12 protein-coding genes, 2 tRNA genes and 3 rRNA genes are annotated in these 18,719 nt (G+C 44.3%); 4 read left to right on the forward strand and 13 right to left on the reverse strand.

The genetic code is table 11. The features are described 5' to 3' along the window. The first annotated feature begins 133 nt into the window (after positions 1-133). Both fmt and rsmB read left to right on the forward strand, forming a co-directional pair. Positions 134-1,093 carry a methionyl-tRNA formyltransferase gene (gene fmt, locus CDG60_RS17845; protein WP_087513624.1) on the forward strand — a complete coding sequence of 320 codons (960 nt, stop codon included), beginning with the start codon at positions 134-136 and terminating at the stop codon, positions 1,091-1,093. Further along, a complete protein-coding gene (gene rsmB / locus CDG60_RS17850) occupies positions 1,090-2,397 on the forward strand; it encodes a 16S rRNA (cytosine(967)-C(5))-methyltransferase RsmB (protein WP_087513623.1) in 1,308 nt (435 codons plus the stop codon). The genes fmt and rsmB overlap by 4 nt, the downstream gene beginning before the upstream one ends. A 75-nt stretch (positions 2,398-2,472) precedes the next feature. Here rsmB and CDG60_RS17855 read toward each other — a convergent pair whose 3' ends face one another. The 4 genes from CDG60_RS17855 to CDG60_RS17870 all read right to left on the reverse strand — a co-directional run bounded on the left by CDG60_RS17855 (position 2,473) and on the right by CDG60_RS17870 (position 6,467). Then, entirely contained in the window at positions 2,473-2,583 is a 111-nt protein-coding gene (locus CDG60_RS17855; protein WP_086322749.1) for a methionine/alanine import family NSS transporter small subunit, read from the reverse strand. Position 2,584: 1 nt separating this feature from the next. After that, positions 2,585-4,069, reverse strand: a complete 1,485-nt coding sequence (locus CDG60_RS17860) for a sodium-dependent transporter (RefSeq protein ID WP_087513622.1) — start codon at positions 4,067-4,069, stop codon at positions 2,585-2,587. A 330-nt stretch (positions 4,070-4,399) separates the two neighbouring features. After that, positions 4,400-4,984 carry a DUF1287 domain-containing protein gene (locus tag CDG60_RS17865; protein WP_087513621.1) on the reverse strand — a complete coding sequence of 195 codons (585 nt, stop codon included), beginning with the start codon at positions 4,982-4,984 and terminating at the stop codon, positions 4,400-4,402. Positions 4,985-5,009: 25 nt separating this feature from the next. After that, positions 5,010-6,467, reverse strand: a complete 1,458-nt coding sequence (locus CDG60_RS17870) for an aldehyde dehydrogenase family protein (protein WP_087513620.1) — start codon at positions 6,465-6,467, stop codon at positions 5,010-5,012. Positions 6,468-6,604: 137 nt separating this feature from the next. Here CDG60_RS17870 and CDG60_RS17875 point away from each other — a divergent pair, with 137 nt between their 5' ends. After that, the gene (locus CDG60_RS17875) at positions 6,605-7,318 is read left to right on the forward strand and encodes a TIGR04219 family outer membrane beta-barrel protein (protein ID WP_087513619.1); all 714 of its coding nucleotides are present in this window, start codon (positions 6,605-6,607) and stop codon (positions 7,316-7,318) included. 328 nt (positions 7,319-7,646) lie between these two features. Here CDG60_RS17875 and CDG60_RS17880 read toward each other — a convergent pair whose 3' ends face one another. The 8 genes from CDG60_RS17880 to CDG60_RS17920 all read right to left on the reverse strand — a co-directional run bounded on the left by CDG60_RS17880 (position 7,647) and on the right by CDG60_RS17920 (position 16,792). Beyond that, positions 7,647-9,008 (reverse strand): MFS transporter, encoded by a 1,362-nt coding sequence (locus tag CDG60_RS17880; RefSeq protein ID WP_087513617.1) that lies wholly within the window; start codon positions 9,006-9,008, stop codon positions 7,647-7,649. A gap of 591 nt (positions 9,009-9,599) precedes the next feature. After that, complete coding sequence (locus CDG60_RS17890; RefSeq protein ID WP_119023838.1) at positions 9,600-10,376, reverse strand: phytanoyl-CoA dioxygenase family protein; 777 nt, start codon at positions 10,374-10,376, stop codon at positions 9,600-9,602. A 54-nt stretch (positions 10,377-10,430) separates the two neighbouring features. Next, positions 10,431-10,545, reverse strand: a 5S ribosomal RNA gene (gene rrf, locus CDG60_RS17895). Positions 10,546-10,721: 176 nt separating this feature from the next. Beyond that, positions 10,722-13,615, reverse strand: a 23S ribosomal RNA gene (locus CDG60_RS17900). Positions 13,616-13,998: 383 nt separating this feature from the next. Next, positions 13,999-14,074: transfer RNA gene (locus CDG60_RS17905), tRNA-Ala, on the reverse strand. A 44-nt stretch (positions 14,075-14,118) separates the two neighbouring features. Then, a tRNA-Ile gene (locus tag CDG60_RS17910) sits at positions 14,119-14,195 on the reverse strand. A 59-nt stretch (positions 14,196-14,254) separates the two neighbouring features. Beyond that, positions 14,255-15,791, reverse strand: a 16S ribosomal RNA gene (locus CDG60_RS17915). Together the 16S, 23S and 5S rRNA genes with 2 tRNA genes alongside form the textbook arrangement of a ribosomal RNA operon. A gap of 431 nt (positions 15,792-16,222) precedes the next feature. Further along, entirely contained in the window at positions 16,223-16,792 is a 570-nt protein-coding gene (locus tag CDG60_RS17920; protein ID WP_087513894.1) for a peptidylprolyl isomerase, read from the reverse strand. Between the two features lie 94 nt (positions 16,793-16,886). Between CDG60_RS17920 and CDG60_RS17925 the strand changes: the two genes are divergently transcribed. Continuing rightward, the gene (locus CDG60_RS17925) at positions 16,887-17,555 is read left to right on the forward strand and encodes an acetoacetate decarboxylase family protein (protein ID WP_087513895.1); all 669 of its coding nucleotides are present in this window, start codon (positions 16,887-16,889) and stop codon (positions 17,553-17,555) included. A 41-nt stretch (positions 17,556-17,596) separates the two neighbouring features. Here CDG60_RS17925 and CDG60_RS17930 read toward each other — a convergent pair whose 3' ends face one another. Beyond that, on the reverse strand, positions 17,597-18,667 hold the full coding sequence (locus tag CDG60_RS17930; RefSeq protein WP_087513944.1) for an alpha/beta hydrolase: 1,071 nt from the start codon (positions 18,665-18,667) through the stop codon (positions 17,597-17,599). Between the last annotated feature and the right edge of the window lie 52 nt (positions 18,668-18,719).

Raw genomic sequence — 18,719 nt, forward strand, 5'->3', positions numbered from 1 at the left:
TTTTTTCTGTCTTTTTAATGCGCTGTTTTTTACAGTATTTATTCTTTTGATGTACTGATTTTTAACCAATCAATCAAATCCCCTTAAAATTGCGATATTTGCTATAATTTTTATTTCCTTTCAGGTTGTTCATGTGAGAATTATTTTTGCAGGTACCCCAGAATTTGCAGCAACTGCCCTGGCGGCACTGTTAAAGACAGATCATGAGATCGTTGCTGTTTATACCCAACCCGACCGTAAAGCAGGTCGAGGTCAAAAGCTGTCAGCTTCTGCTGTCAAACAGCTCGCCCTGGAAAATAATTTATCCGTTTATCAACCGCTACATTTTAAAGCATCCACCGAAGAAGGTCTGGCAGCACAGCAGGAACTGGCTGAACTGAATGCCGATGTCATGATTGTTGCTGCTTACGGTCTGATTCTCCCTCAGTCTGTACTGAACACCCCAAAATATGGCTGCCTGAATATTCATGGTTCGTTACTGCCCCGCTGGCGTGGTGCAGCCCCGATTCAGCGTGCCATCGCCACAGGTGATACCGAAACAGGTGTAACCATTATGAAAATGGCAGCGGGACTGGATACCGGTGACATGATGTATAAAACCCTGTGTCCAATCACTGCCGAAGATACCTCAGCAACCCTGCATGACAAACTTGCCATTCAAGGTGCGGAAGCGATTTGCACAGTTGTGGAAACTGAACAGACTTTAGAGCACTACCTGAATACTCGTGAAGTTCAGGACGAGCAATTCACGGTTTATGCACATAAACTTTCAAAGGCTGAAGCTCAAGTGGACTGGTCAAAATCTGCCATTGAGATTGACCGTAATATTCGCGCCTTCAATCCTTGGCCTGTGGCTTTTACCCCAATTGATGAAAGCAATAGTTTACGCATCTGGAATTCTCAGATCTCAGACGTCGTTGCCAATGGTGAGTCCGAAGGGACGATTATTGAGATCAATAAACACGGCGTGCATGTTGCTTGTGGAGAAGGTGTAATCTGTCTTTCAAGCTTACAATGGCCAGGTGGTAAAGCCATTAACGCAGTACAAATTTTGCAAAGTCATAAACTTTCTGTAGGACATACATTCTCATGAGCCAGATTCAATCATCAGCAAAAAACTTGAATTTGCGTGCTCAAGTGGTGAAAACGCTGTTAGCTGTTCAAAATGGTCAATCTTTAACATCTGTTCTGAATCAGCATTTAAATATTGTTTCTGAACGTGATCGTGGTTTGTACCATGAGTTAAGTTTGGGTTGTTTACGTCAATGGTATGGGCTAAAAGCAATTACGCTGCCTTTACTGACCAAGCCTTTGGACAATGAAGCCCTGGAAAGCTGTTTATATCTCGGTTTATATCAGCTTTTATGTACCCGTATCCCTGCACATGCTGCGATCTCTGAAACGGTGAATGCTGTTAAACAACTTGGTTTTGAGCCAATGAGTGGTCTGGTCAATGCCGTTCTGCGTCGTGTTTCACGTGAAACAGAAGAATTCCAGACTGCACTGGATGAAGCTCATGGTCTACCGAGCTGGTTATTCAAACGCTTGAAAAAGGACTGGCCTGAACAACTGCCTGAACTGTGCCATAACCTGAAGCAGGTTGCGCCACTGACCCTCCGTGTGAATGAGCGTCAGATCAGCCGTGATGAGTATCTCGAAATTTTAGAAGAAGAAAACATTGAAGCTCATGCATGTGAACTTTCTGATGTTGGGATCGTACTTGATCAAACAGGGAATATCACCAGTTTACCAGGTTTTGAAGAAGGTGGTTTTTCAGTTCAGGATGAGCATGCTCAACTCTGTGCAACTTTACTTCCAGACTTAGATGGCAAAGTTGTGGTCGATGCCTGTGCTGCACCTGGTGGCAAAGCCGCGCATATTTTAGAACGTTTTAATCCTAAGAAACTGATCGCACTTGATCATGATGCAAAGCGTCTGGTCCGTGTTTCTGAAAACTTAGAACGTCTTGAATTAAATGCACATGCGGATGTTGAAATTATCACCGCGGATGCAACCACCTGGACAGCCGAGCAAGCTGTTGACTGTATCGTCCTGGATGCGCCATGTTCTGCCATCGGCGTGATGCGTCGTCATCCTGATATTCGTTTACTGCGTCAGTCTACCGATATTCAAAAAACTGTTGATTTGCAAAAGCAGATTTTGAACCACATGTGGCAACAACTGAAAGTTGGTGGCACGATGCTTTATATCACCTGCTCAATTTTAAAAGTTGAAAATGAGCAACAGATGGTGAATTTCTTTGCTGAACATGCAGATGCTCAGGAAGTGAAAATTGAAGCGAAATGGGGTTTAACTCAGATTCACGGTCGTCAGTTATTGCCTGAAACTGGGTTTGGTGATGGTTTTTATTATTGTAAAATCCAGAAAACTGCATGAGCCTTTGCTTCACTGAAAGGCTATAAAAAATGCCCGATCACATGATCGGGCATTTTTTATTTCAACTCAGCAGAATCAATCTTCAGCTTCATCTGGGTTTTTCACCAGATGAATCGTTGCTAAAATCAGACCGCCCCACAACAGAACAATCGACAGAATCATCATGATAATTGCAGATGTATTCATGTTATTTCTCCTCCGAAGTTTTGTCTTTTACAATACTCAATAACACTGAACCAACAACGAAGAATACCAGTACAGCACCACCAATCAACCATAAAGTTGAAGCAGGATAACCACCATAACCTTCAGTCATCACCGCTTTAATCGTCAGCAATAATGCAACCAGTAAAGATAGTGGTGTAATCACGGTAAGTAAGAAATTCCAACCTGCACCCAGCTTGATACTTGAGTATTGATTGACATGTTCCTGAAGTTGTTTCATCAATGGACGACGGAACCAGGACACCAGAATAATAGACAATAAACCACCGCCCACAATACCAATGTTATTGGCAAAGTAGTCGATGATATCAACGAACGTGATGGCACTGTGTGTCGAAAATAAAACTGTAGAGATGACTGCTGAAACACCACCAATAATTGTTACAGCTTTATTCTTAGACCAGCCTAACTTATCCTGGAATGCTGCAATCGGTACCTGCAAAATACTGACCATTGAGGTGATCCCTGCCACCACAAGTGAAGCGAAGAATAAGAAGCCAAATAAGTCACCACCTGCGCCCATGCTTGAAATGATTTTCGGGAATGCAATAAAGGCTAAACCGATACCACCCGAAACCACTTCTTTTACAGGTACGCCTGAGCTTTGCGCCATGAAACCAAGAGCTGCAAATACCCCGATCCCAGCTAAGATTTCAAAGGATGAGTTGGCTAATGCCACGACTACACCCGAACCTGTCATGTTGGCTTTTTTATTCAGATAAGATGAATAGGTCAGCATGATCCCGAAGCCCACAGACAGTGAGAAGAAGATGTGACCAAAGGCAGCTAACCATACTTTATAGTTCGCCATCGCTTCCCAGTTCGGAGTAAAGAACGCATTTAAGCCGTCCGTTGCACCAGGTAGACGTAATGCCTGAATCACCAGAATCGAGAATAAAATCACCAGTAATGGCATAAAGATTTTATTGGCAAGTTCCACCCCACGACGTACCCCGCCATAGAGAATAAACATCACCACTGCCCAGACAATAACTAAGCCCAAAAATAAAGTCGGTACGAAACCAAAGGCAAGCCCCTCGCCATTTTGCAAATAGCTTTTAAAGAAGAAAGCTTCTGTATCTGCGCCCCATTGCTGACCAATGGAGTAGTACATATAACTGCCAGCCCATGACAGAACACTGGCATAATAAATCCCGATGACCAGAGTCACCATCACTTGCCACCAGCCCAGTGATTCAGTATTCATTAACTTTTTATAAGCTGTAGGCGGTGCTTTGCGATATTTATGACCAACTGCATAGTCTAAAAATAACAGCGGTAAACCGGCTGCAAAGATTGCAACCAGGTAAGGGACTAAAAATGCTCCCCCACCATTTTCATAAGCAACATAGGGGAAACGCCAAATGTTACCCAAACCCACGGCTGAACCAATCGCCGCTAAAATAAAGCCTGATCGTGCCGACCAGCTTTCACGAGTATCTGTCATACAACACCTAATTCTGTAGATGCCCTCACACGCTGCTTATTTTCATTTTGATGACACAGGCATGCAAAGCCGAATAATAAAAATTTTGTTGTTTGAATAAGACAGCACCTTTTGAGCACTTTGTTCTAATTACAAACCAGCACAAAGAACCGCTTTCTGGTTAAGAAATTATGTTCAAATATTGCTGTTTAATGAGGCAACAATACTCGTTTTTGTGGAATATTTCTGTAATTTCGACACTAATTTCATGCTTAAAGGCTGTCATTGATCCCAACTGGTTATTTTTTTATCCAAATATTCAATCTCCTTATTGAATATGTCATTTCAGTTTTACTTCACAGTCGCAGGAATTCGAAAATGCCCTGTAACCTTATATTTAAACAGTAAATCATTTTCCTCTGTTCCACGTCCAATATTATGAATAATTAAAGGTGTGGAACTGAAAAGTGCTTTTTTGTCTGAAACGATGCCGATATGAACCAATCCACGCCCGAGATCCCAGGTGACAATATCTCCAGGTAAAAAATGCTGTCCCTGAACACTGTACTCTTTGCGGTTGAAATAGGTCTGAATATTCGGAACCCGCCTATGATCAATGTTTCTGTCCGCTTTTTTTAAACCCCATTTCTGAGGATATCTTTTAAAACTGGTGGTCATATCTTCATGAATACGCTGCTGGAGATCAATGCCCTGATGACGCAGAGCCCGGATCACCACATCCGTACAGACACCTTTCACGAGGGGAACATCGCCCCCTGGGTACGTCAGTTGAGTATAAGCAGGGTCATAATAAAGCGTCCGACCAATCTGAGAACGTGCATCCTGCACCATTTTAGAGCCAGAAAAAGCCCATCCTGCTCCACTGATCACCAAAGACAACAGAAAAATGGCTGTTCCTGTAAATCGTCTGATCATCCACGCTACTCCTCATGATGGATACTTAGTCAGCACTTCGTATCACTAAAATACGTGATTCCTGCATATCCCGAATGGCAAACTGAATACCCTCGCGTCCCAGCCCTGAATCCTTCACACCGCCATAGGGCATGTTGTCCACCCTGAAAGAAGGAATATCATTAATAATGACACCACCCACATGTAAGTGTTCCCAGGCATACATCATCCTGTTCAGATTCTGAGTATAAACACCTGCCTGCAGTCCAAAACGGCTTTGATTGATCCGTTCAATTCCCTGCTCAAAAGTTTTATATTTTTCAATGACAGCCACAGGTCCAAAGGCTTCATCTTTATAAACTTCCAGAGATTCATCGACATTTTCAAGTAAGGTCGGTTCAAACATCACGCCTTTCAGTTCACCCCCTGCCAGCAGTTTTGCACCTTTTTTCACAGCCCGATCCACCCATTTCTTTAAACGGACTGCTTCAGCTTCTTTGATCATGGGTCCCACAATTGTACTGTCTGAAGCAGGGTCAGCTGCTTTCAGTTTTTTCAGACGGGTCACCAGTTTTTTCTTTAATTCACTGTAGATGTCTGCATGCACCAGTATCCGCTGCACACTGATACAGACCTGACCGGCATGGTTATATGCCCCGCCGATCAAACGCTCAATCAAGGCATCCGTCACTTCAGTATCCGGTTCAATCAGTACCGCCGCATTGCCTCCCAGTTCCAGCGTGACTTTCTTCCGACCTGAACGGGCTTTCATATCCCAGCCCACCTGATCTGAACCTGTAAAACTCAGCAGTTTGAAACGGTCATCGGTCACCAGAACATCTGCATGTTCACGTGGACATGGTAGTACGGAAAAAGCCCCTTTCGGTAAATCTGTTTCTGCTAGAACCTCAGCAATTTTAAGCGCAGATACAGGCGTCAGACTGGCGGGTTTCAGCACAAAGGGACAACCAGCAGCAATTGCAGGTGCAATTTTATGTGCCGTCAGATTCAATGGAAAATTAAATGGACTGATCAGTGAAACTGCACCGACCGGAACCTGTTTCATTATGCCCTGATAGCCTGCTGCTGCAGCTGTTACGGCTAAAGGAAGCATACGTCCATCATCAAGCTGTGTCACAGCATCGGCTGCCAGCTGAAAAGTATTGATCAGCCGCTCCACTTCAGCGACTGCCGCCTTACGGGGTTTGCCCCCTTCTGCAATTAAAATTTCAGTCAGTTCATCCCTTATTTCAGAAAAGCGTCTGACACAGTGCAATAAAATTTTCTGTTTCTGAAATGGTTTTAAATCTGCCATTTCCTGTTCGGCTCTAACCGCAGCATCAATTGCTTTTTCAAGGACACGGGCATCTGCCAGTGCTACTCTGGCATAGGGCTGTAAAGAATATTTATCGAGTACCTCAAGCCATTGTCCGGTTTTGACCGCCTTACCCGCAACATACAATGGAGATTCCAGAATCTGGGTTGCTGTTGTTGTTTTTACCATTTGTAGCGATCCTTATTCTGATAATGCAAATTTTTTTAATCCCCTATATCATGCCCTCAGTTCATAGATCAATGAAATGTATTTAAGTAACAAAACGATCAACCACTATAATTTTTATGACAATCAAAAGGAATAATATGAAACTGACCAGAATGGCTGTTTTATCTGTCGCGTTCGGACTGAGTTCTTTAGCAAATGCAGATTTTATCGGATTAAAAGGAGATATCAGTTACTGGAATTTTGATGGACATACCCGCACTGAACATTCCGTTCCTGGCATCGCCACAGATCTGAACAGAACCTATGAACTGGACCGTCAGGGAACCGTTCAGCTCTCAGCTGCATTTGAGCATCCTGTACCTTTACTGCCCAATGTAAAACTTAAATATGCCAATCTGGACAACGAATCCAGAGACTCCGCATTCCGTTCAAAAACCGAACTGACCAATACAGACTTAATTCTTTATTATGAAATCCTGGATAATATCATCAGTGCCGATATTGGTGCAGGACTTGCCTATCTTGATGGTACAACCCGTATCTCAACTGCAGGCTTATATACAGACTACGATATCAGTGGTTCAACTCCGTTTCTTTATGCACAGGCTGGTGCAAAGCTGCCTTTTACAGGCTTAAGTGCCAATGCTGAACTGATCGTAACTGATATTAATGATACGAAAATGACTGATGCTCAGGCAGAACTGCAATACGACTTTGTCAAAAGCATTGCTTTGGATATCGGTGCAAAAGTCGGATACCGGATCATGAAAATCGAAATTGAAGAATCGAAAAATGAACAGATTGAATATGAATTTAAAGGTCCATATATTGGACTCGCTGCACATTTTTAAATGATTCATCTTCAAAACCTGAAAGCAGCTCCGGAGCTGCTTTTTTTATACCCAGTGATGTACGTTTCAGCTTACATGAACTGCAACTTTTTGCGGATTCCACTGCTGATCCTCTCTTGCTAATATACATTTCATCAGGACACAGGAAGTGTTCAGAGCATAAAAATAACAACATGAAAATAAACAGCAGGATGCTGAGGTACGACAGGAGTTATACCTATAACGAATATAAAAAGCCCTCGACAGGATGTCGGGGGCTTTTTAATTTCAGATGGATTCTCCCATAAAAAAAGCCCCTTTTCAGGAGCTCTCTTTATTCAGATCAGTATCAGCTGCTGTATGAACGTCTTCTTTTTACAGTCGATACCGGTACCTGCTCTGACTGAGTAACAGGTGTACGAATGAAAATCAGTGCAATCGCAGCAATAATGACAGGAATACCAACTGCCATGAAATTCAGCTGATGCGGCAGTTCTTTGGACAGCAGGAATCCAATCAGAATAGGTCCCACAATTGCGCCCGTGCGTCCTACTGCTGAAGCCCAGCCAATGCCTGTAGAACGGACAGACAATGGATAATACTGTGCAACATAGCTATAAAGTAATATCTGCGAACCAATTGAAGCAGCACCAGCAACGGCAACCAGGAAATACAGCACAAATGGCGGAGAATTAAAACCTAAGCCGTAAAGTGCCAGCGCACCAGAAACACATAAGGTCATAATGACAGGTTTCAGATGGAACTTATCTGCAAGAATACCGCCACCAACTGTACCAATCACGGCACCAATATTCATTGCCAGCAGGAACATCAGACTGCTGCCCAGTGAATAACCCGCTGCCATCATCAGTTTCGGCAACCAGCTGCCTAAAGCATACAGTGTCAGCAGGCACATAAAGAAACACAGCCAGAACAGTGCAGTCCCGAGGCTACGTCCCTGCTGATACAGTGCTTTGACTGTTGTTCCCCCAGGTACGACCACTTCATCCAGCTCGAGCTTAGTCGATGCACTGACCTGATGTTCAGGTGCAATTGCATTGATCATCTTACGGGCTTCATCATGCTTACCCACCTTAACCAGAAAAGTCAGTGATTCTGGCAGGAACTTCCATACCAGAGGTAAAAACAGCAAAGGAAAACCTGCAATATAGAACATGATCTGCCAGCCATGGTCTGCAGTAAACCATGAACCAAATAATGCGGCCATAATACCGCCCATGGCATAACCACTGAACATGGTTGTCACCAGTGTACTGCGCAGTTTTTTAGGCGCATATTCTGAAGTCAGAGCTACAAGATTCGGCAATACACCGCCAATGCCTAAACCAGCCACAAAACGTAAAACACCAAATTCTGTCGGACTGGAAGCAAAACCACCCCAGAACGTAAAGCCACTGAAAAGAAAAACGCAGATCATAATGACCTTTTTACGGCCAATTTTATCAGCCAGTGTTCCAAACAGCATTGCTCCGAACATCATCCCACACAATGCCGTACTTGCCAGCATACCTGCCTGAACTGTGGTCAGTCCCCACTCTTTCATCAGTAAAGGCAGTGCGACCCCATTAATTGCAAGGTCATAACCATCAAAAACAATAATCAGTAAGCACCAAAGTACGATGCTCAAATGCGACTTGTTAAATTTTGCATGATCCACTACAGCATTTACATTCATTGTTTTCGCTGTCATTGAGACTCACCTCCAATTGTGAGATTTAATTTCAACATACAATGAATTTCTGCCTGACTTTTGTCCAAAACCTGAAAGGCATACAGTCATACCCCCAGGGTATAAAAAATCATTCTGGTAGAAAATGTCAGTAATTTTCCATATAAAAATGAGCCTTTCTCTTGTATTTTTTTCTGTGAACTTCAGTTCACGTATTTTTATTGATATCAAACAATATGTTAGAAAATATAATATACCAGTTAAGACTAAAGAGGGTTTGATCTGAAAATTGTCGATCTTTGCCCCATTGAATGCTCTGTTGAAAGTAGAAAAATACACTGATCCAGCGTTCTTCACTGAGTTTTTTAATGCTTCAGACCATACTGCCTCTAAAAATGATAGTGTACGAAATTGCGTACACTGCATGCCGTCAACAGCTATTTTGATCCGGCATCGAACTGGCTATTCTACAGTTATAGGGAACAGGAAGTTTCCCAGACAAAAACAACAATAATCGGTCTGAGCAACAGGAAGTGAGGTAATACAGGAGTTTACCTAACGAACCAATACGAAGAAACCCCATCAGGATGATGGGGTTTTCTTTATTTATCTTTAAATATTCTGAAAATATCTGTACGTTGCCATCATTCTTATCTTTTTTGCAGCATTGATCGCTGGAGAATGAATAACTCTCATATCCATTAAATAAACATCACCTTGTACACCGGTTAATTCAATGATCTCTAATTTTTTATTTTGAAAATCAAAAGGCTGATTTAAATTTTTCAGACTCAACAGGCTGTTCAACTGACTTAGAGATAATCGTTCAGATAAATGATGTGAACCTTTTAAAATCAGAGTTCCTCCACCATGCGATTGAATATCATCAATTAATAAAAAAAACTGCAGTGACTCAAAAGCTGTTGAATGTGAATCGACATGCCATTTTAAATCATTCAGTGTCCACTTTTCCTGTTGAGGTAATGTCAACAGAAGTTGTTGCTGCTGATCAAAATGAAACTTTTCAGCAAAAATTTTAAATAAAATTTCACCGAAAATATCTGAATAATTTTCCAGTGCTTTCGGCTGTTTAACCACCTTGGAGAGCATTACAATCTGTTGAAAATGACTCAGATTTTTTAATTCTTTAGAAATTATTTTATTATTTTCATAAATTTTTAAACGTTTCAGCTCACTCATCAAACTTTGTCTGATTAAATTTACTTCTTTTTTAGCAATAAACTGAGACAGCTTAACTATTCCATCAGCACTCAACTCAGCTTTAATTTGTTTGAACTTTGACTGATCCAAAGCTGTTCCATTCTTATTCATTATTAACAGAACTGGATTATACCCTGGATCCTCCATGTCTTTTGCTTTTCCTTTCATTCCGACGAGAAAAAGCCCCCGCAGTATTAACTGCGGGGGCTTTTTAGAATAATGAGCTGGCGATGACTTACTCTCACATGGGTAACCCCACACTACCATCAGCGCAAAGAGGTTTCACTTCTGAGTTCGGGAAGGGATCAGGTGGTTCACTCTTGCTATTGTCGCCAGCACAACTGTTTATGGATACTTGCTTTGGTCTTATTTAGATGCCAATGCTTTTTCCAAATGAGTTATTAACAGCTCTATCTGAGTTGGAACATTGTCATACTGTTGCGATTCTGAATCAAGTCATTCTGATGAATATCGAATCAACTGAGCTTTATACAACAACTGTTTGGGTGTTGTATAGTCAAGCCTCACGAGCAATTAGTACTGGTCAGCTTCACACGTCACCGTGCTTCCACATCCAGCCTATCAACGTCGTAGTCTTCAACGGCTCTTTAGAGGACATAAAGTCCTAGGGAAATCTTATCTTGAGGTAGGCTTCCCGCTTAGATGCTTTCAGCGGTTATCCCTTCCGAACATAGCTACCCGGCGATGCGACTGGCGTCACAACCGGTACACCAGAGGTTCGTCCACTCTGGTCCTCTCGTACTAGGAGCAGATCCTCTCAAATTTCCAGCGCCCACGGTAGATAGGGACCGAACTGTCTCACGACGTTCTAAACCCAGCTCGCGTACCTCTTTAAATGGCGAACAGCCATACCCTTGGGACCTGCTTCAGCCCCAGGATGAGATGAGCCGACATCGAGGTGCCAAACACCGCCGTCGATATGAACTCTTGGGCGGTATCAGCCTGTTATCCCCAGAGTACCTTTTATCCGTTGAGCGATGGCCCTTCCATACAGAACCACCGGATCACTAAGACCTACTTTCGTACCTGCTCGACTTGTGGGTCTCGCAGTTAAGCGCGCTTTTGCCTTTATACTCTACGCGTGATTTCCGACCACGCTGAGCGCACCTTCGTACTCCTCCGTTACTCTTTAGGAGGAGACCGCCCCAGTCAAACTACCCACCAGACATGGTCCTCGTCCCGGATAACGGGACAGAGTTAGAACCTCAATATTACCAGGGTGGTATTTCAAGGATGGCTCCATAGCAACTGGCGTCACTACTTCAAAGCCTCCCACCTATCCTACACAGGTAAGATCAAAGTTCAATGTCAAGCTGCAGTAAAGGTTCACGGGGTCTTTCCGTCTAGCCGCGGGTACACCGCATCTTCACGGCGAATTCGATTTCACTGAGCCTCTGCTGGAGACAGCGCCCCCATCATTATGCCATTCGTGCAGGTCGGAACTTACCCGACAAGGAATTTCGCTACCTTAGGACCGTTATAGTTACGGCCGCCGTTTACTGGGGCTTCGATCAAGAGCTTCGCTTACGCTAACCCCATCAATTAACCTTCCAGCACCGGGCAGGCATCACACCCTATACGTCCACTTTCGTGTTTGCAGAGTGCTATGTTTTTAATAAACAGTTGCAGGGGCCTGGTTTCTGTGGCTGCTGGCCGCTCATTCCGCAAGGGAAATCACCGCCGGCAGCGTACCTTCTCCCGAAGTTACGGTACCATTTTGCCTAGTTCCTTCAGCAGAGTTCTCTCAAGCGCTTTGGTCTACTCGACCTGACCACCTGTGTCGGTTTCGGGTACGATTCCTGTGTAACTGAAGCTTAGAGACTTTTCCTGGAAGTATGGTATCAGCCACTTCACTGTACAAGTACAGCTTGCTATCAGATCTCAGCATAGAGTACCCCGGATTTGCCTAAGATACATGCCTACATCCTTCCACCTGGACAACCAACGCCAGGCTGACTTAACCTTCTCCGTCCTCTCATCGCATTACACACAAGTACTGGAATATTAACCAGTTTCCCATCGACTACGCCTCTCGGCCTCGCCTTAGGGGTCGACTCACCCAGCCCCGATTAACGTTGGACTGGAACCCTTGGTCTTTCAGCGAACGGGTTTTTCACCCGTTTTGTCGTTACTCACGTCAGCATTCGCACTTCTGATACCTCCAGCAGACTTCTCAATCCACCTTCATCGGCTTACAGAACGCTCCCCTACCACTTGCAATAAATTGCAAATCCGCAGCTTCGGCATATAGTTTTAGCCCCGTTACATCTTCCGCGCAGGCCGACTCGACTAGTGAGCTATTACGCTTTCTTTAAAGGGTGGCTGCTTCTAAGCCAACCTCCTAGCTGTCTATGCCTTCCCACATCGTTTCCCACTTAACTATAATTTTGGGGCCTTAGCTGGCGGTCTGGATTGTTTTCCTCTTGACTACGGACGTTAGCACCCGCAGTCTGTCTCCCGGATAGTACTCATTGGTATTCGGAGTTTGCATCGGTTTGGTAAGTCGGGATGACCCCCTAGCCGAAACAGTGCTCTACCCCCAATGGTATTCGTCCGAGGCGCTACCTAAATAGCTTTCGGGGAGAACCAGCTATCACCGAGTTTGATTAGCCTTTCACCCCTATCCACAAGTCATCCCCTGGCTTTTCAACGACAGTGGGTTCGGTCCTCCAGTTAGTGTTACCCAACCTTCAACCTGCTCATGGATAGATCACCCGGTTTCGGGTCTATACCCAGCAACTGAACGCCCTATTAAGACTCGGTTTCCCTACGGCTCCCCTATACGGTTAACCTTGCTACTGAATATAAGTCGCTGACCCATTATACAAAAGGTACGCAGTCACCGAACAAGTCGGCTCCCACTGCTTGTATGCATGCGGTTTCAGGATCTGTTTCACTCCCCTCACAGGGGTTCTTTTCGCCTTTCCCTCACGGTACTGGTTCACTATCGGTCAGTCAGGAGTATTTAGCCTTGGAGGATGGTCCCCCCATATTCAGACAAGGTTTCACGTGCCTCGCCCTACTCGACATCATCATATAAGCCCTTTCGCGTACAGGACTATCACCTACTATGGTTGCACTTCCCAGAGCATTCCACTAAAGCTTATATGACTTAATGGGCTGTTCCCCGTTCGCTCGCCGCTACTGAGGGAATCTCAATTGATTTCTTTTCCTAAGGGTACTGAGATGTTTCACTTCCCCTCGTTCGCCTCGTAACACTATGTATTCATGTTACGATACCTGCCTTATAGCAGGTGGGTTTCCCCATTCAGAAATCTCCGGATCAAAGGATATTTGCCGCCTCCCCGGAGCTTATCGCAGGCTATTACGTCTTTCATCGCCTCTGACTGCCAAGGCATCCACCACATGCACTTAATTACTTGACTATACAACCCCAAACAGTCGTTCATCCCTACAAGTAGGATGAGCAACAGATCGCGACGATTTCTCATCACTCTCATACAGTTGGCGTCTGTGAAATTAATCACTGTACAGCTTCAATTAGATTCATATACCAAAACGCTTGATTCAGTTTAATCGCTAGTTTCTCATTTCCTTCATTTTCACATCACAGTAATAAATTACTGTCAGTGTTAATGTCGGTCATGAGTATGAACAATTTATTTCAACTCAAATATATGCTGTTAATGATTAACTACCGCCTCGTCAGCAGGTAGCAAACTGTGATAAATCACAGAACTTAATAAACTGAGATCAGATGATCGTCATATTCACTAAATTCTATAATTCAGAACTTCACTTAATGTGATGGTGGAGACTAGGAGAGTCGAACTCCTGACCTCCTGCGTGCAAAGCAGGCGCTCTACCAACTAAGCTAAGTCCCCAGTTAAGATCCCGATATATCTGTTTCTGTGCTGATTCGTCAGAATGGTGGGTCTGACAAGACTTGAACTTGTGACCCCACGCTTATCAAGCGTGTGCTCTAACCAACTGAGCTACAGACCCTCAGATACATCAATGAAGAACAACTTGTTGTGGATTCTTACCAATCGTCAATCTTTCGTTAAGGAGGTGATCCAGCCGCAGGTTCCCCTACGGCTACCTTGTTACGACTTCACCCCAGTCGTCGGCCACACCGTGGTAAGCGTCCTCCTTACGGTTAGACTACCTACTTCTGGTGCAACAAACTCCCATGGTGTGACGGGCGGTGTGTACAAGGCCCGGGAACGTATTCACCGCGGCATTCTGATCCGCGATTACTAGCGATTCCGACTTCATGGAGTCGAGTTGCAGACTCCAATCCGGACTACGATCGGCTTTTTGAGATTAGCATCCTATCGCTAGGTAGCAACCCTTTGTACCGACCATTGTAGCACGTGTGTAGCCCTGGTCGTAAGGGCCATGATGACTTGACGTCGTCCCCGCCTTCCTCCAGTTTGTCACTGGCAGTATCCTTAAAGTTCCCACCCGAAGTGCTGGCAAATAAGGAAAAGGGTTGCGCTCGTTGCGGGACTTAACCCAACATCTCACGACACGAGCTGACGACAGCCATGCAGCACCTGTATGTAAGTTCCCGAAGGCACCAATCCATCTCTGGAAAGTTCTTACTATGTCAAGACCAGGTAAGGTTCTTCGCGTTGCATCGAATTAAACCACATGCTCCACCGCTTGTGCGGGCCCCCGTCAATTCATTTGAGTTTTAGTCTTGCGACCGTACTCCCCAGGCGGTCTACTTATCGCGTTAGCTGCGCCACTAAAGCCTCAAAGGCCCCAACGGCTAGTAGACATCGTTTACGGCATGGACTACCAGGGTATCTAATCCTGTTTGCTCCCCATGCTTTCGTACCTCAGCGTCAGTATTAGGCCAGATGGCTGCCTTCGCCATCGGTATTCCTCCAGATCTCTACGCATTTCACCGCTACACCTGGAATTCTACCATCCTCTCCCATACTCTAGCTTCCCAGTATCGAATGCAATTCCTAAGTTAAGCTCAGGGATTTCACATCCGACTTAAAAAGCCGCCTACGTACGCTTTACGCCCAGTAAATCCGATTAACGCTCGCACCCTCTGTATTACCGCGGCTGCTGGCACAGAGTTAGCCGGTGCTTATTCTGCGAGTAACGTCCACTATCTCCAGGTATTAACCAGAGTAGCCTCCTCCTCGCTTAAAGTGCTTTACAACCAAAAGGCCTTCTTCACACACGCGGCATGGCTGGATCAGGGTTCCCCCCATTGTCCAATATTCCCCACTGCTGCCTCCCGTAGGAGTCTGGGCCGTGTCTCAGTCCCAGTGTGGCGGATCATCCTCTCAGACCCGCTACAGATCGTCGCCTTGGTAGGCCTTTACCCCACCAACTAGCTAATCCGACTTAGGCTCATCTATTAGCGCAAGGTCTAATGATCCCCTGCTTTCCCCCGTAGGGCGTATGCGGTATTAGCATTCCTTTCGGAATGTTGTCCCCCACTAATAGGCAGATTCCTAAGCATTACTCACCCGTCCGCCGCTAAGATCAGTAGCAAGCTACCTCTCTCCGCTCGACTTGCATGTGTTAAGCCTGCCGCCAGCGTTCAATCTGAGCCATGATCAAACTCTTCAGTTTAATACTTGCTAGCACCTTAAAGGGTGCCAATCTTGGCTCATCAATTTTCTGACAAATTCTCTCAAATAAACTTCGAGTAATTTAAACCATTCAATCAATGAAAATAATTTCGATCGATCAATCAGTAAAAATCCACACAAGTTGTTCTTCATATTCTCTTAATGAATTATTTATCACCTCGTCAGTGATAAATAAAACGCAATAAACATTTAACAACTTAACCCTTTGAGCTAAGTTCGTTTGCTGTATCGCGTCGGGATGAGCTCATTATAGGACAATTTCTTACACGTGCAAGTGCTTTTAACTGATTGTTTTATCGAGTGTTGTATTTTTATACGCTAAACTTCTTTCAAAATACTAAAAAATGCATTTAACTGTTTGATAATGGTGCAAAAATATAACATCTTATAAATCTGCACCAAAAACTGACTTTATTTGGATGCTGCTGCTGTTTTGATCTGCACACCCAGTATTTTCACACTTTGCTTTGGAACATTCTGGTGCATTCCATAGTTTCCTGTTGGAACAGCCGTAATTTTATCGACAACATTCATACCTTTGGTCACTTTACCAAATACTGCATAGCCTGCATTCATTGGACTTCTGTTCAAAAAGGCATTGTCTGCAACATTAATGAAGAACTGACTGGTTGCAGAGTCAGGATTGTTGGTCCGTGCCATAGCCAGAGTGCCACGGGTATTTTTAAGACCGTTGGATGATTCATTTTTAATTGCAGCCTGAGTTTGCTTTTCGCTCATATCTGCATTGAAACCACCACCCTGGATCATGAAACCCGGAATGACGCGATGAAAAAGCGTATCGGTATAAAAGCCCGCTTTTACATAGTTTTCAAAGTTTTTTGCTGAAACGGGTGCCTGATCATTGAAAAGCTCAATTTCAATATTTCCCAGGGAGGTTTTCATTTCCACCACGGTATTGGCAGCCATCAGGCTGAAACTTGTAGTCATTGCACAAACGGCAAATAATGTCTGCTTTAACATATCCTTACTCTGTATCGCTCAATGCGCATGGATTATCGCATAAGAATCATACAATATATTCACTGAGCTGTCTTTGCTTCACTATGAGAATAAAATGAATAAAAATTTACTTAATCCTGTTGTGACTCATCCACCGCCATGGCACCTGAATGGCGATGCTTTTATTATGAATTACTGGCTGAGCCCTGCTTTAACCAAAGCATCAGCCCATTTTGGAATTGCGCCGTCTTATCTGGGCAGAATGGTTCAGGTCATGCTGGTGCGCTATGAAACATCGCCTGTCGGCCCCTATGATGAACTGCTGTTACTTGATCACAGCATTAAATATGGTGGCAGTCTTTCCTTTATTCCTAAAATATATGTATCTACCGAGGTCTCGGTTCAGCATGGTCAAGCGCTTTGGGGTATCCCAAAGGAACTGGCTCAATTTGAATGGCTGGAACGTGAAAACACCTGCTATTGTCAGATTCAGTTCGGCGAACAGATCATGTCCGTTAAACTGATGAAAAAACCAGCCACTCAGACAGCATTGGTCAGCAGTAAATATCTGCCCGATCTGATCCTGAAAATCAAACAGCATGATCAGAGTCGGACGTTCAGTTTTGCACCCCAGTTTTCGGGTGCATTGAAACCAATGCAATCTATAGAATGGATCAATACTCAGGACATCTTTCCTGATTTTTCTAAAGCGACTGCACTGAAAAGCTTTTATATTCCTGAATTTCAGCTGATCTTTCCTGAAGCTCAGATCGAAGAAGCATAAAAAAAGGCGTTTCAAATGGAAACGCCTTAATCTGTCCGTACTTAACGCTGTCTGTCCCAGAATTTTCGGAAATTCTTACTGATTTCGATTGTGATTTTTTTTGCCCGTCTGGAAACCGGAGTCAGATTGATGAATCCATGGGTCTGATCACTGTATTCCTGATACTCCACTTTATTGCCCTGATGTCTGAGTTTATGTGCATAGATTTCGCCTTCATCATGCAGCAGGTCATGCCCTGCAGTCACCACAAATGCAGGAGGCTGTCTTTTCAGATTGCCATAAGTAGGTGAAATCATGGGATCATCGAGCTGAAAATCATGCTGAGTGACATAATAGTCTGTCACATAACTCACATCAGCCCCCGTCAGCACCAGTCCATTTTCATAAGCATAAAATGACGGGTGACGGCTTTTAAAATCCACCACAGGATAAATCAGAAACTGAGCTTCAGGTGCATACACTTTGTTTGCACTGCGCTGTGCCACTACTGCACTGATGTTGCCGCCTGCACTGTCACCTGCCACAGCAATTCTGTTTTTCAGAATTTTAAACTGTCTGCGGTTCTGATAAACCCAGGCCAGTGCATCTTCGCAGGTCTGAATCAGTTGTTTAGGGCTGGCTTCAGGTGCCAGTGGATAATCAATACTTAATACCTGTGCACCTGCATGTACTGCAATCAGACGGCATGCTTCATCATGAGTGTCCATTCCGCCAACCACAAAACCGCCCCCATGATAGAACACAATCATAGGCAGCTTTTTATGCGGCGCAGGATGATAATGACGGGCGAAAATGGTTCCACTGTGTAAAGGCAAACGTAGATCTTCAATCCGCTTAACAGGTGTTGCCTGGGCACGGATCGACTGCATCTGCTGATCAAACACTTTTCGGGAATGGGCAGGATCGTCTCCAATAAAACCGATTTTCCCCTGCTTGATCTGCGCTGCCATCATGCATTTAATAAAAGGATCAAGGTCTGGATAATGGTATGGATATCCCAGTGCCTTGCTTAATGTTTCCTGAGCAATGCCAGGCAAACGGTCCAGCGTCCGTGCTGCTGCACCCTGTCCCTTTTCCATCATTTTTTGAATTTTAGTGTTGAAAGCAACCATGGCGAGTCTTTCCTTATCTGTATTCTTCATATTTCCTACATGATCAGCATTC

Source organism: Acinetobacter chinensis (assembly GCF_002165375.2).
In the GTDB taxonomy this organism is placed as follows: Bacteria; Pseudomonadota; Gammaproteobacteria; order Pseudomonadales; family Moraxellaceae; genus Acinetobacter; species Acinetobacter chinensis.

What these genes read in the sequence shown, in the direction of transcription:
- rsmB (WP_087513623.1), top strand. Translation starts at nt 1,090, where the DNA reads ATGAGCCAGATTCAATCATCAGCAAAAAACTTGAATTTGCGTGCTCAA.
- CDG60_RS17855 (WP_086322749.1), bottom strand. Translation starts at nt 2,583, where the DNA reads ATGAATACATCTGCAATTATCATGATGATTCTGTCGATTGTTCTGTTG.
- CDG60_RS17860 (WP_087513622.1), bottom strand. Translation starts at nt 4,069, where the DNA reads ATGACAGATACTCGTGAAAGCTGGTCGGCACGATCAGGCTTTATTTTA.
- CDG60_RS17865 (WP_087513621.1), bottom strand. Translation starts at nt 4,984, where the DNA reads ATGATCAGACGATTTACAGGAACAGCCATTTTTCTGTTGTCTTTGGTG.
- CDG60_RS17870 (WP_087513620.1), bottom strand. Translation starts at nt 6,467, where the DNA reads ATGGTAAAAACAACAACAGCAACCCAGATTCTGGAATCTCCATTGTAT.
- CDG60_RS17875 (WP_087513619.1), top strand. Translation starts at nt 6,605, where the DNA reads ATGAAACTGACCAGAATGGCTGTTTTATCTGTCGCGTTCGGACTGAGT.
- CDG60_RS17880 (WP_087513617.1), bottom strand. Translation starts at nt 9,008, where the DNA reads ATGACAGCGAAAACAATGAATGTAAATGCTGTAGTGGATCATGCAAAA.
- CDG60_RS17890 (WP_119023838.1), bottom strand. Translation starts at nt 10,376, where the DNA reads ATGAAAGGAAAAGCAAAAGACATGGAGGATCCAGGGTATAATCCAGTT.
- CDG60_RS17920 (WP_087513894.1), bottom strand. Translation starts at nt 16,792, where the DNA reads ATGTTAAAGCAGACATTATTTGCCGTTTGTGCAATGACTACAAGTTTC.
- CDG60_RS17925 (WP_087513895.1), top strand. Translation starts at nt 16,887, where the DNA reads ATGAATAAAAATTTACTTAATCCTGTTGTGACTCATCCACCGCCATGG.
- CDG60_RS17930 (WP_087513944.1), bottom strand. Translation starts at nt 18,667, where the DNA reads ATGGTTGCTTTCAACACTAAAATTCAAAAAATGATGGAAAAGGGACAG.